A 12,715-nucleotide genomic window follows, 5' to 3' on the forward strand; every position below is an offset into this window, starting at 1 on the left:
GCGCGAATTCGAGGCTTGCGGCACATCCCGACCGAAGGTGGGTGACCGCCAGCACGGGGAATATCAGCCCGGCCAGACGCCGTCCTCGTCGCCCGCAAGTTTCGACAGATTTGCCCAATTTTCCTCGCGCTCGAACCAAATCACCAGTTGTTTCAAGGATAGCCCGCCCTCATATCGCTTTAACATAGGTTATTACTTGAACTATAACCTCCAGCTTACCGGCACTTACGACTACACACCCGTTTCGGTTGCGTGTTGACCATGTTAATGTTATTTAAACATTGTCGTTGAGTCGTATATGTGGAGGGGGTAATGAAGTTTTTAGCTCGCTATTGCGTTGCGCCAGTTCTCGCCTGCTGCATCGCCAGCGCCGCCAGCGCGGCACCGATACTTCTGAGCGTGAACATCAATGTCTGGCATGGGTTTAGTCCGAGCCCCGGCAGCATCGGTGATCCCACCCAAATGGCCGATCCGAGCAACCCGCTGACGTCGCAGACATATGTCGGGTTTTTCTCGTACACCGGGCCGATCAATTTCTCGGACAGCAGTCAGGCCACCGACCTGATGAGCAATTTCATTCCGGGCATCGGCCTGCCGACGACCCAGATGAGCGCACCGACCTTCAACGAGGCGTCGCTGTTCGAATTCACCTTCATCCTGCCGACCGACCTGACCGGCGCGTCGATCACGCATGACGACGGCATCTCGCTGTTCGACATCACGACGAGCAGCAGCAACCTCATCCCCGGCAACGAGGGGCCGACCTCGGCGACCACGACCGCGCTGCCGTCGCTCGTGGGCGGCCACAATTATGAATTGTGGTATGTCGCCGCGAACGGCGCACCGTCGACGCTGATCTTCGATGCCGGTTCGGCGGTGCCCGAAATGTCCACCTGGGCTTCGCTCGTGGTCGGGTTCGGCGCGCTCGGCTTCGCGACGCGTCGGCGCCGGAACGTCCTGCTCGAAGGGGCAGCCTAGCCTGGTGATCTTATGGCCGCGCTGTCGGCCCAAGGGTCTTGCGATCTCGATCTGACGGCGGAGCCCATGGCCAGCGATGGCCGTGGGCTTCGTCGTTTCGGTCGCCCCCAGTCCGCCGCGGCGACATCGGCGCCATGCGCGGTGCCGGAAATGCCGACGGCCCGAAGACGATTACGCCTTCGAGCCGTCGCTCAGTCGTCAGAGTCCGCCGGTTCAGAGGCGGAAGTGCGCGCCCACCGTAAAGCGGCGGCCGTAGGCATAAACCTGCAGCAGCTGATTATCGAAGCGGCCGTGGGTGCTCTGCACCGCATTGTTGAGGTTCAGCGCCTCGAAGAACACGCTGATATGCTTGTTGATGTCGTAGCTGGTGCTGAAGTCGACCTGGATCTGCGAGTCGACGATCGTCGGTTCGGTGCCGAACGCCGAATTGTTCTGGATCTGCCCGAACTGCAGCAGGTACGAGTCGCGCCAGTTGACTGCGGCACGCGCCTGGAAGCCGTGCTTGTCATAGAAGCCGACGAAGTTGGCCGAATTGGCCAGGCCCGTCACCGCAAAGCCGCTCTGCGACAGATTGTACGGGTCGTACGGCTTGTTGGTTTCGACGAACGTGCCGTTGGCCTGGAAGCCGAAGCCGCTGTCGCCGAACACGTGCTGCAGCGCGACCTCGAGGCCCTTCACCGTGGCGGCCGGCCCGTTGACGTAGGACGAGACCGTGAAGCTCGCCGGCTGGCCGGTCGTCGGATCGATCACGTTGTTGATCGTCTGCCGCTGCGAGCCAGCCACGATGAAGTTGGTGACGTGCTTCGCGAACAGATCGAGCGAGAACATCGAGTTGCGGTGATAATACCACTCGCCGCCCAGATCGAAATTGTCCGACAGGTAAGGCTGAAGGCTCGGATTGCCGCCCGTCGCCACCAGCGCGTTGACGCGACCACCGACGCCGGTGAGCACCGGCGTCAGGCGGTTGAGCGGCGGCCGGGTCAGCGTGCGCGACGCATCGAACCGGAACTTGAGCCGGTCGGTGACGTCGAGGCTGAGGTCGAGGCTCGGCAGGAAGTAGGAATAGTTCGACTTGGTCGACACCGACGTGGTGCCCGAGAAGGCGATCACGAACGCGGTCGGATCGCTCGACGGCACCGTCAGGCTGACCGGCACCGTGCCGAGGCCGGCCGACGTGATGTGCGATACCTCTTCGCGTGCACCCACCGCGATGTGCAGCGGCATGCCGGCGATCTCGGTGGTCTGGCTCACGGTGACGAACGCCGCCCACGTGCTTTCCAGGATGTTCTGCACGCTGCCCGGATCGGTGACCGGCGTCTGCAGGCCATGATAGTTCAGCAGGCCGTCACCCGACCCTGCGGCCGGATAATTGAAGCCCGGAATGTTCTTGGCATAGGGATCGCCGAAGCCCTGCTGCAGATTTTCCTGCGCGGTCGCGCTGAAGATCGGCAGGTTCGGCGGCAGCGCGCCCGAGAAGCCGGGAATGAAGCCGGCGGTGCTGAACGTGCCGGTGATCAGGCCCGCCGGGATCGGCACACCGCTGCTGCGGCCCGAAGCCGGCCCGTAGCCCGCATAGGACTGCCAGAAGTTGTTGTAGAAGGTGTTCTCGTTGTGCAGCTGGAAGCGGTCGCGATAATATTGCCCGCCGAAGCGGATCTTCAGATCGTCCTGCTCCCACGATCCGGTCAGCCGCACCTGCTTCAGGTCGTCGCGGTTGCGCTGGGTCGCGTCGGTCAGCACGTGCGTGCCGATGATCGTCTGGTCGATCAGGCGCGAGGCATCGCCGTTCGGCCCGTAGCCGACCAGCACGGGCAGGCTGTTGCTGCTCTTGCCGCTGACGACGACGCCCGCGGTGGCGCCCAACGTATTGCCGTAGCCGATGTCGCCGCCGCGATTGGCGACGAAGTTGCCCGGATTCTGGTAGCTGCGGCCCCATGCGCCATCGAGGTCGAAGTGCAGATGCTCGGTCGCATCCCACTTGATGTTGCCGCCGAGCTGGTTGGTCTGCAGCACCTGGCGGTTGTCGTTGGCGACGAAGTCGATCGGCGAGCCGGCCTGGGTGAAGCTGATCGCAGTGCCGTTCTTGTCCTGCTTGATGTTCTGCAGCGAGCTCGAGTTGAACCACACGCCCATGCCGGCGACCGTGGTGTGGATGTCCTGCCGCGAGAAATTGTCGTCGACAGTGATCAGCAGGCTTTCCGACGGATGCCATTGCAGCGCGACGCGGCCGTCATAGCGCTCGTCCTTGGTATAGTCGCGCGCGATCGTGTAATCCTGCGGATACCAGCCGACGATCGTCTGGGTGGCGCTGGTATTCTGCGCCGCGGTGCAGGTCGGCGTCAGCTGGCACGGCGCGAAATGGGTGCCTTCCCAGCCATTGGTGTCGACGCGGTTGGTCTGCGTGTCGTGACGCGTATAGATACCGTCGACCAGGATACCGATCGTATCGTCGGCGAAGGTGTCGCTGATCAGCAGGCCACCGGTCGGCACCACCTTGCCTGCGCCGTCCTGGAGCGAGCCCGATCCCGACGCGGCCACGCGCAGGCCGGGGTGATCCATCGGCTTGGGGAATTTGATGTTGATCGTCGCGCCGATGGCCGAGGCGTTGAGCGCATCGTCCGGCGTCTTGAGCACGTCGAGCTCACCGACGAAGTCGGAGCCCACCGTCGAGAAGTCGATCGAGCGACCGCCGGTGCCGGTCGACACGCGCCGGCCGTCATACAAGGTGGCGACGAAATCGCCGCCGAAACCGCGCACGGTGACGCCGGTCGGCTCGCCGCGCGCACCGTTACGCTGGATCGAGACGCCGGGCAGACGCTGCAGCGAAGCCGCAACATTCGAGTCGGGGAACTTGCCGATATCCTCGGCCGAAATCGCGTCGACCACGCCGACCGAATTGCGCTTGATATCGAGGTTACGCTGCAGCGAGCCGCGCAGGCCGGTGACGATGATCTCTTCCGCACCCGCCGACGTCTGCTGCGCGATCGTCTGGTTGGACTGGGCGGCGCCGGGCGCTGCGGTCTCGTCGCGCGGCGACGCAGCCGCCTTCGCGCCGATGCTGTCGGTGGCGGTGCCATTGTCGACCGGGGCCACACCGGAAACGGTGGCCGGCGCGCTCGACGGGGTGGAACTGGGCGATTGGGGCATCGCCTGCGCGAATACCGGAGTCCCCAGCGCAAGTGCCGCCAGGCTACACGCGCTCCTCAGCGCGACGCGCGCCGAACGAACACGAACGACGCCGCAAGCTTCTGCTAACATATCCTCTCCCCTTCATTTGGTCTGCTATCGCGGCCCTACGCATTGTCGCGCGGACCGTCTGTGACCACTAAGTAGCCGCCTTGTTACACACTCTTTCCGTCCAGACAATTTTTTCGTTAGCGCTATCCGAAATTTTTGTTAGCGTTATCGGCGTCAACGCGGCCTTGCGTTTCGCACTCCCGTCGGGCGAGTTGCGCCGCCAGTGCCGCCCTCCAGCTATAGAGCCACAACCATGACCGATATCGAGGTCTTGAACGCCTCCCTCCACGGCGACTTGCGCGTGCGCGACGCAATAGGATCGAGCGGCACACAATGGCGCGGCTTCGTCGAAATCGTTCTGGCGGAGTTCGCGGTTGCGGCGACGCGATACCCCATTTTCTTCACGAAGAACTATGAGACCGGCCGGTTCATGGCGGGCATACTTCACGGCATCCAGTCCGAGGGGCAGGTACGCAGCCTGGGGTCGCCCGATCCCGACGCCTACGTTCCGTTCGCGGTGCAGCGCGAAGGGTTCTTCGTTTCCGGCGATCATCTCGCGATCGATCCTGACGATGCGCGGGTGAGCCGCACCGAGGGCCGGCCGCTCTTCGACGCGCAGGGCGAGCCTGCCACCGCGCTGAAGGAGGTGCAGCAAGCGGTCGCCATGCTGATGCGCGGCCGCGAACCGACCGCCGCATTCATCGACGTGCTGCTGCAGCATAAACTGATCGAGCCGATCGCGATCTCGCTGGATTTCGACGATGGCGAGCGACTGAACCTCGACGGCCTCTACACGGTGAGCCTCGATCAAATGAGCCAGCTCGACGACGCCGCCGTGCTGGCGCTGTTCCGCTCGAATCACCTGCAGCTCGCTTATGCTGCGGCAGCATCCTTGCGCCAGCTGCCGATCCTCGCCAGCCAGCGCAACCGTCGGCTCGCTGACGCCCTGCCCGCCTGAAGGCGCCCCACGGACGCTCGTTTCAGACCGGCTGCAGGCCGTATTGGTGGATCTTGCGGATCAGATCCCGGTTGCGCGGCAGCCGCGCGCGCATCGCCTGCGTCGCGCTGTCGTTCTCGCGCAGCAAACGTTCGGCGAGCGGGGCATCGCCCGCGACGTCGAGCGGATCGACCGCGGTGCGGAAGCCCATGCCGTACAGCACATATTGATAGCTGGCGGCAGGAAACACTTCCTCCAGCCGGTCGAACTCGTCGAAGAACCACGGCGACTGATGCGCCCACAGGCGCAACAGATCCTGCAGCCGCTGGGGCACCGTCGCCGGATCGACATTGTCGCGCCAGAACGCGCTGTCGCGCCGCTGGGTCAGCACATAATGCAGCTTGAGGAAGTCGATGATCCGCCCCCAGCGGTAGAGCGTCACCTCGTTGAAGCGCCGCGCGACGACATCCATGATCGGGCGTGTCGCCGGCATCTGCTCGGCGATCAGCTTGGCCGAAAGCTCGACCAGCACGATCGCCGAGGCCTCGAGCGGCTCGAGGAAGCCCGCCGCCAGCCCGACCGCGACGCAATTCTTCTTCCAGAACAATTCGCGATGGCCCGATTTGATGCCGATCTTGCGGACCGACAGATCCTTCGCAGCCGCGCCCGCATAGGTGCGCAGCGTCTGCTCGGCCTCGTCGTCATTGGTGTGGCGGCTGGAATAGACGTAGCCGAGCCCGCGCCGCGTCGGGAGGCCGATATCCCAGATCCAGCCGGCCGACTGCGCGGTGGAGATGGTATGCGACGCGATCGGATCGTCGGGCGTGTCGTAGGGCACCTGCACGGCGAGCGCGGTATCGCAGAACAAAACGTCGCTGCACGATTTGAACGGCACGCCCAGCGCCTTGCCCAGCAGCAGCGACGCGAAGCCGGTGCAGTCGACGAACAGGTCGCCCGGTATCTCCCCCGCCTGCTCGGTCGCGAGCGCGGCGATGTCGCCATTCTCCGCCAGCCGCACCTCGCGTACGTCCGCCAGCACGTGGCGCACGCCGAGCTTTCCGGTGCAGTGACGCTGGATGAAGGGCGCGAATTTCCCGGCGTCGAGATGGTAGGCGTAATTGGCGACCGCATCATATTCGGCGGTGGCGATCGTCTTCGGCGCAAGCCCGTCGTCGCACAGCCGCCCCTGCGGGCAGACCGCGTCGCAGAAGCTCTCGTCCGGATCCTCCGCCAGCCAATGCGGCGCGAGGTTCACCTGGGCGAAGCCCTGCGGCAGCATCAGCGGGTGATAATAAGCATCGTCGTCGGCGCCGGTCGTCCAGCGGGCGAACTTCGCGCCCTGCTTGAAGGCGGCGTCGCACTCGCGGAAGAAATCGGTTTCCGAAACGCCCATCTTCTTCAGCGTGGTGCGCAGCGTGGGCCAGGTGCCCTCGCCCACGCCGATGATCGGCACGTTGGGCGATTCGACCAATGTCACGCTGAACTGGCCGGCGGCGATCTTCGCCTTGTGGCGCGCGGCGATCACCCCGGCGGTCAGCCAGCCGGCGGTGCCCCCGCCGACGATCACGATATCGCGGATTCGATCGTTCACCGCGTCGCCTTTTTGCTGCAGCATCATGCATGCAATCTACAGCGAAGCGCGCCGCCGGCAAATCGCCCGCATCGCCTCGACAAGCGGCACGTGCCGCGACATATCGGCAATGAGAGGCGTCGATCATTGTTCATGCCCCCGCACCGTCCCCGTCCGATCGTGGCCGCGCATTGCCTAAAAGCAGAGCGACCATAGCCGTGCCGGCGATCGACGAACGCGATTGCACCGCGGCGATCGACCCCGATCGGTTCCTCGAGGAAATCGCGCGACCCTGCCGGCCGATCGTGCTGCGCGGCCTGGTGCGGCACTGGCCGATCGTCGCGGCGGGTGCCGAGTCGCCGGACGCGCTCGCCACCTATCTGCGGCGCTGGGACAAAGGCATCGAGCTGGAGGGGTTCGTCGGGCCGCCGGAGATCGAGGGCCGCTATTATTACACCGACGATCTGGCCGGATTCAATTTCGAGCGGCGGCGGATGCGCTTCGGCGACGGGCTGGCGCTGCTGACCGCGGCGCGCGACGAGCAGAGCCCGACCGTCTATCTCGGCTCGCTGCCGGTCGACACCTATCTGCCCGGCCTGTCGGCGGACAATCCGCTGGCATTGCCGCGCCATCCGGCGGGCGGCGGGCGCATCTGGCTCGGCCATGCCGCGCGCGTGTCGACCCATTACGACACGATGGACAATGTCGCCTGCGTGGTCGCGGGGCGGCGGCGCTTCACTCTCTATCCGCCCGAGCTGATCGGCGATCTCTATGTCGGCCCGGTCGATCATACGATGGCGGGCCAGCCGGTCAGCCTCGCCGCATCGGCCGCGGCGGGCGACCCGCGCTATCCCCGCTTCCACGCGGTCGCCGACCAAGCGCTCACCGCCGAGCTCGCGCCGGGCGACGCGCTCTACATGCCCAAATTGTGGTGGCATCAGGTCGAATCGACCGCCCCGGTCAACGCGCTGCTGAATTTCTGGTGGGATCCGTTCGCGACTGGGCCCGATGCGCCTTACGCGGCGATGCTGCTGGCGATGATCGCGATCGCCGACCGGCCGGAGGGCGAGCGCCGCGCGTGGCGTGCCTTCTTCGATCATTATGCGTTCCGGCCCGACGGGCATCCGCTGGCGCACCTGCCGCCCGAAAGGCACGGCATCCTCGGCCCGATCAAGGCCAATTACGGCGCGATCCGCGCCCGCGTCATGCAGATGCTGCGGGGCGGCGCGTAGCACCGTCGCACGCTCAGTGGACGACGAGCAGCCCGACCTTCGCCACCGCCCAGCCGAGCCCGAGCCCGCCGAGCCCGATCGCGAACGGCGCAATCTCTTCCTTCAGGTCCATCAGCCCCTCGCGCGAGAGATTGAACCAGTACCACAGGGTCGCCGGCACCTCGTCGGTCGCCACCACCACCACCAGGAACATGATGTCGCCGAGATAGAGGCCGACCGCGCCGCCGACGATCAGCCAGGTGATGCGGAACACGTTGGCGGCGAGCGAGGTGCTGGTCTTGCCGAGCGCCACGATCACCTCGTGTGCGGCGAGGTTCGGCATGCGCAGGAACACGCGGATCGCGAGAAGTTGCAGGAACGGCGTCACCGGGCGGTAGCGCGGATCGTAGAGCAGCTCCACCACCAAAGGCGCCACGCCGATCAGTCCGCCGACCGCCAACGCATAGAGCAGGGTCACGCGCCGGCGCGCGCCATAATAGGTCGCGCGCAGCGCCGGCCGATCCTCGCGCATGATGCGCGCATAGATCGGGTAGAGCACGCGCTGGGCGTAGGGATTGGCGATCGCCTCGGGCGCCAGCGCCAAAGTGGTCGCGATCGCGTAGAAGCCGTAGGTGGCGAGCGGCATCATCCGCGCCAGCACCACCTTGTCCGCCTGCAGGATGACGAGGCTCAGCATGCTCGACATCGCGATGTAGCGCGAGAACAGCCACAGCTCGCGCTGCGTCTCGCGGCTGAAGCGCAGCCCGCGCAACGAGCCCGGAAACATGACGTAGGACAGGAACACGCGCGCGATCTGGCCGATCATCATGCCGATGATCATCGCCCAATAGCTGCGCAGGATCAGCGCGCTGGTGATCGAGCCGGCGAGCGTGATGACGTTGCACAACGTCTCCAGCGTGCTCAGCCGCCACAATTTCTGCTCGCGCACCGCCGTCGCCTGCGCGAGCGAGGAGAGGCCGTCGAGCAGGAAGGTCGTGCCCCACACCATGATGACCGGCGCCAGCTCGGGCTTGCCGAGGAAGGCGGCGGCGGGCTTGGCCACCACCAGCATCGCGACCGTCAGCACGACGCCGCGCACCAGCCGCAGCGTCCACACGCCATCGAGGAACTTCGGATCGTCGGCGCGCTCGTGGCGGATGACGAAGGGGTAGAAGCCCGCGTCCGACAGCATCGCCAGCATGTAGGCGATCGAGGTGATGACGCCGACGACGCCATAGGCATAGCTGCTGAGCAGCCGCGCCAGCGTCATGCTGCTGACGATGCGCAGCACGTTGGTGACGATGACGTTGGCCGCGATGCTCGCGGTTCCGCCCATCGCCAGCCGCCGTATGAACGGCCTCCACTGGCCGCGGCGTGCGGCGATCGACATCATCTGCATCTGGCTGAAACTTCCGTACGCTCGGCTTACGCCTTAGCGGACATAGCTTGCGGAATTGCGAACGGGAAGCGAGCGGGGGACGGCTGGCGCTTGCAAATCGGCGGCATGCGCCCCATCCGATCGATCGGATGCCGGCACGTGCCGGATCGATCGGACGCCGGCGCGTGCCGGCCAGGGACGGAATGATGACGGCGGCATATCGGATCGAAGGCGCGACCGGCGCGTGGGAAGTGGTGATCGGGCTGGAGGTGCACGCGCAGGTCACCTCCAACGCCAAATTGTTCTCGGGCGCGGCGACCGCGTTCGGGGCCGAGCCCAACACGCAGGTGAGCCTGGTCGACGCGGCGATGCCCGGCATGCTGCCCGTGCCCAACCGCGAGTGCATCCGCCAGGCGGTGCGCACCGGCATGGCGATCGGCGCACCGATCAACAAATGGTCGCGCTTCGACCGCAAGAATTATTTCTACGCCGATCTGCCGCAGGGCTATCAGATCAGCCAGCTCTACCACCCGTTGGTGGGCGAGGGCCGGATCGAGATCAGCCTCGACGACAAGGATCCCGAGGCCGAGACCAAGACGATCGGCATCGAACGCATCCATGTCGAGCAGGATGCGGGCAAGCTGATGCACGACCAGCATCCGACGCGCTCCTATGTCGACCTCAACCGCTCGGGCGTGGCGCTGATGGAGATCGTCAGCCGGCCCGACATGCGTTCGCCGACCGAGGCGGGCGCCTATCTGCGCAAGCTGCGCGCGATCCTGCGCTATGTCGGCAGCTGCGACGGCAACATGGAGCAGGGCTCGATGCGCGCCGACGTGAACGTGTCGGTCCGCCGCCCGGGCGAGGGGCTCGGCACGCGCACCGAGACGAAGAACGTCAATTCGGTCCGCTTCGTCATGGCCGCGATCGAGGGCGAGGCGCGCCGCCAGGTCGACGTGCTGGAGGCGGGCGGCACGATCGTGCAGGAGACGCGCCTCTACGATCCCGACCGCAACGAGACACGCTCGATGCGGTCCAAGGAGGATGCGCACGATTATCGCTACTTCCCCGATCCGGACCTGCTGCCGCTGGAGCTGGACGACGCCTTCCTGAGCGAGTGCGAGGCGAGCCTGCCCGAGCTGCCCGATGCCAAGCGGCACCGCTACGAGACGGTGCTCGGCATCTCCGCCTACAATGCCGGCGTGATCACTGCGGATGTCGAAACCGCGCGCTGGTTCGAGCTGGTGCTGGATCAGGGCGCGAAACCGGTCCCGGCTGCAAATTGGCTCACATCCGAGCTGTTCGGCGCGCTCAACCGGCTCGGTCGCGACATCGTCGATTCGCCGGTGAGCCAGACGCAGGCGGCGGAATTGCTCAGCCTCGTCGCCGACGGCACGCTCTCGGGCTCGCTGTCGAAGCAGGTGTTCGAGATCATGCTGGAAACGGGCGAGGATCCGGGCGCGATCGTCGAGGCGCGCGGGCTCCGCCAGACCAGCGATACCGGCGCGATCGAGGCGGAGATCGCCAAGGTGATGGATGCCAATGCCGACAAGGTCGCCGATTATCGCTGCGGCAAGGACAAGCTCTTCGGCTTCTTCGTCGGCCAGACGATGAAGGCGATGGGCGGCAAGGCCAATCCGGCGGTGGTCAACGACCTGCTGAAGAAGGCGCTCGGCTAGCATGATCGCGCTGGCGTTGGCAGCGGCGGCAGCGAGCCCGACGCCCACCGTCTATGCGATCACGCGGATCGGCTCGGATCTGGCTGCCGATCAGGTGGTCGGCGTGAAGCGCGCCGGCATGATGTGCATGCGCAACGGCGTGATCCGCTGGAGCGACCTCGCCGCCGGGCACGCGATGGACCAGCGCGAGGCGGTGCAGGATGCGCTCGAGGATGCCGACATCGCCGTCACGCCATTGGGCGAATCGGCCGCCGCCGACAGCAAGCGCGTGCTGCGGCTGCGCGGCGTCGTCCGTGCGGCCTCCGCCAATCTGTGCGCGCGCCACTGGCTGGGCGACAGCAAGGCGCTGAGCGGCGAGATCGGCGTCACGATCGAGTGGCGCGCGGAAAGCCGCGCCACCGCTACGGTCGAGCGGCGGCATGAAAGCGTGATCACGCGCACGATCGACGCCCAGCATGCCGCGCCGGCGGCGGCGCTCTATCGCGCCCTGCTCGGCGATGCCGCGCGCGACCTCGCCCGCTGGCTGTCCGATCCCGCGTCGGCGGAACGCTAGCCGCGCACCAGCCGGCGCGCGCTGCGCAGCAGGTTGGCGAGCGGCCGGGTCAGCGCGAACCGGTCGAGCAGCATCCCGCGCGGGGTGATGTCGGAGCGCGAGCTGCGCTGCCGGCCAAGCGGCGGGAAGGCGGCATAGGTCGCCAGTTCGGGATGATGCGCGCGGAACACCGAATAGGCCCCGTCGACGTGCATCGGCCCGTAATCGGGCGATCCCGCGGGGCGGGACTGGACCGCCTCCAGCCACGCCACCAGCGGCGCGATCACAGGGCCGTTGACCGCGAGGAAGGCGGCGGTGATGATCCCCTGCTCCGCCGGCATCGCCACCAGACCCGACCGGCCGGGTGCCGCCTCGCCATGCGCGCCGTAGAAGAACGCCCAATCGTGCCGCGCCAGATCGTCCAGCAGGGCCGGACCACGGGTGGCGGCATCGGGGGTGAAGTCGAGATCATCCTCCATGATGACGACGCTCGAGGCGCCGGCATCGCGCGCCTGGCGCAGCAAGGTCAGCTGGCTTTCGAAGCAGCCGCGCGCGCCGAGGCTCGGAAACGGCCCGGCATCGGCCGGCCGCTGCACCTCGAGGAAATCGATGCGACCGCCGTCGAATCCGCCGATCGCCTGCACCTGCGCGGTCACCTCACGCCGTCGATCGGGCCGATCGACCAGGTTGATTATGCGCACCCGATCGAACATCGCAAGCAGATGCGGCATTTGGTCCCCTCGCTAAGATGGACGTGATAGCCGCTCGGCGAGGGGGGCGAAAGGCGCGGCGATCAGCTGGTGATGTCGCGGTCGCCGCGATGATTGGTGCCGCCGGTCCCGGCCGTGCCGCCGTCGGTGCCGGGCGTGTCCTCGATATTCTCGCGCGCCGGCTCGCCGCCGGACGAAACCTGCTCGGGCGAATCGGACGGGCGGGGTGGAACCGAGTCGGGATGCGCGTCGGGGGTGCTGGCCATGTTCGGTCTCCTTGGAAGCGCTTCCAACGATCGCGGCGCGGCGCGGCTCCCTCTTTCCTTGCACGGCGCGAGACGCTGCTATAAGCGCCCGCGATCCGAAATGCGTCCCGCGGGCGTGGCGGAACTGGTAGACGCGCTGGATTTAGGTTCCAGTATCGCAAGATGTGGGGGTTCGAGTCCCTTCGCCCGCACCAGCCGCCGCAATGCGCGGGGACGA

Annotated in this window: 10 protein-coding genes and 1 tRNA gene; 6 read left to right on the top strand and 5 right to left on the bottom strand. The window is 66.3% G+C overall.

Annotated features, from left to right (window positions below; genetic code table 11):
- The first annotated feature begins 312 nt into the window (after window positions 1–312).
- Window positions 313–978: a hypothetical protein gene (locus K8P63_RS18775; RefSeq protein ID WP_223797502.1), complete on the top strand. Its 666-nt coding sequence runs from the start codon at window positions 313–315 to the stop codon at window positions 976–978.
- 213 nt (window positions 979–1,191) lie between these two features.
- Here K8P63_RS18775 and K8P63_RS18780 read toward each other — a convergent pair whose 3' ends face one another.
- A complete protein-coding gene (locus K8P63_RS18780; RefSeq protein ID WP_223797503.1) occupies window positions 1,192–4,125 on the bottom strand; it encodes a TonB-dependent receptor in 2,934 nt (977 codons plus the stop codon).
- Between the two features lie 343 nt (window positions 4,126–4,468).
- On the opposite strand from K8P63_RS18780, the gene K8P63_RS18785 reads away from it, so the two are divergent.
- The gene (locus tag K8P63_RS18785; RefSeq protein WP_223797504.1) at window positions 4,469–5,173 is read left to right on the top strand and encodes a SapC family protein; all 705 of its coding nucleotides are present in this window, start codon (window positions 4,469–4,471) and stop codon (window positions 5,171–5,173) included.
- 22 nt (window positions 5,174–5,195) lie between these two features.
- Here the strand turns inward: K8P63_RS18785 and K8P63_RS18790 are convergent, their stop codons facing one another.
- On the bottom strand, window positions 5,196–6,767 hold the full coding sequence (locus tag K8P63_RS18790) for a tryptophan halogenase family protein (protein WP_398288933.1): 1,572 nt from the start codon (window positions 6,765–6,767) through the stop codon (window positions 5,196–5,198).
- 173 nt (window positions 6,768–6,940) lie between these two features.
- Between K8P63_RS18790 and K8P63_RS18795 the strand changes: the two genes are divergently transcribed.
- On the top strand, window positions 6,941–7,954 hold the full coding sequence (locus K8P63_RS18795) for a cupin-like domain-containing protein (RefSeq protein WP_223797506.1): 1,014 nt from the start codon (window positions 6,941–6,943) through the stop codon (window positions 7,952–7,954).
- Window positions 7,955–7,967: 13 nt separating this feature from the next.
- Here K8P63_RS18795 and K8P63_RS18800 read toward each other — a convergent pair whose 3' ends face one another.
- Window positions 7,968–9,332: an oligosaccharide flippase family protein gene (locus K8P63_RS18800; protein ID WP_223797507.1), complete on the bottom strand. Its 1,365-nt coding sequence runs from the start codon at window positions 9,330–9,332 to the stop codon at window positions 7,968–7,970.
- A 182-nt stretch (window positions 9,333–9,514) separates the two neighbouring features.
- Here K8P63_RS18800 and gatB point away from each other — a divergent pair, with 182 nt between their 5' ends.
- Both gatB and K8P63_RS18810 read left to right on the top strand, forming a co-directional pair.
- On the top strand, window positions 9,515–10,990 hold the full coding sequence (gene gatB / locus K8P63_RS18805; RefSeq protein WP_223799886.1) for an Asp-tRNA(Asn)/Glu-tRNA(Gln) amidotransferase subunit GatB: 1,476 nt from the start codon (window positions 9,515–9,517) through the stop codon (window positions 10,988–10,990).
- 1 nt (window position 10,991) lies between these two features.
- Window positions 10,992–11,543 (top strand): hypothetical protein, encoded by a 552-nt coding sequence (locus K8P63_RS18810; RefSeq protein ID WP_223797508.1) that lies wholly within the window; start codon window positions 10,992–10,994, stop codon window positions 11,541–11,543.
- Here K8P63_RS18810 and K8P63_RS18815 read toward each other — a convergent pair.
- Window positions 11,540–12,253, bottom strand: a complete 714-nt coding sequence (locus tag K8P63_RS18815) for a glycosyltransferase family 25 protein (protein ID WP_223797509.1) — start codon at window positions 12,251–12,253, stop codon at window positions 11,540–11,542. The two genes, K8P63_RS18810 and K8P63_RS18815, sit on opposite strands and share 4 nt — an antisense overlap.
- 62 nt (window positions 12,254–12,315) lie before the next feature.
- The gene (locus K8P63_RS18820; RefSeq protein ID WP_223797510.1) at window positions 12,316–12,498 is read right to left on the bottom strand and encodes a hypothetical protein; all 183 of its coding nucleotides are present in this window, start codon (window positions 12,496–12,498) and stop codon (window positions 12,316–12,318) included.
- A 109-nt stretch (window positions 12,499–12,607) separates the two neighbouring features.
- Here K8P63_RS18820 and K8P63_RS18825 point away from each other — a divergent pair.
- Window positions 12,608–12,692 (top strand) — tRNA-Leu (locus K8P63_RS18825).
- The last annotated feature ends 23 nt before the right edge of the window (window positions 12,693–12,715 follow it).

Origin of the sequence: Sphingomonas nostoxanthinifaciens, from assembly GCF_019930585.1 — a bacterium.
Classification (GTDB): Bacteria; Pseudomonadota; Alphaproteobacteria; order Sphingomonadales; family Sphingomonadaceae; genus Sphingomonas_I; species Sphingomonas_I nostoxanthinifaciens.

Bases quoted from the DNA above. Each gene is read 5' to 3' on its own strand.
- K8P63_RS18775 (WP_223797502.1), top strand. From the start codon at position 313: ATGAAGTTTTTAGCTCGCTATTGCGTTGCGCCAGTTCTCGCCTGCTGC.
- K8P63_RS18780 (WP_223797503.1), bottom strand. From the start codon at position 4,125: ATGCCCCAATCGCCCAGTTCCACCCCGTCGAGCGCGCCGGCCACCGTT.
- K8P63_RS18785 (WP_223797504.1), top strand. From the start codon at position 4,469: ATGACCGATATCGAGGTCTTGAACGCCTCCCTCCACGGCGACTTGCGC.
- K8P63_RS18790 (WP_398288933.1), bottom strand. From the start codon at position 6,767: ATGCTGCAGCAAAAAGGCGACGCGGTGAACGATCGAATCCGCGATATC.
- K8P63_RS18800 (WP_223797507.1), bottom strand. From the start codon at position 9,332: ATGCAGATGATGTCGATCGCCGCACGCCGCGGCCAGTGGAGGCCGTTC.
- gatB (WP_223799886.1), top strand. From the start codon at position 9,515: ATGATGACGGCGGCATATCGGATCGAAGGCGCGACCGGCGCGTGGGAA.
- K8P63_RS18810 (WP_223797508.1), top strand. From the start codon at position 10,992: ATGATCGCGCTGGCGTTGGCAGCGGCGGCAGCGAGCCCGACGCCCACC.
- K8P63_RS18815 (WP_223797509.1), bottom strand. From the start codon at position 12,253: ATGCCGCATCTGCTTGCGATGTTCGATCGGGTGCGCATAATCAACCTG.
- K8P63_RS18820 (WP_223797510.1), bottom strand. From the start codon at position 12,498: ATGGCCAGCACCCCCGACGCGCATCCCGACTCGGTTCCACCCCGCCCG.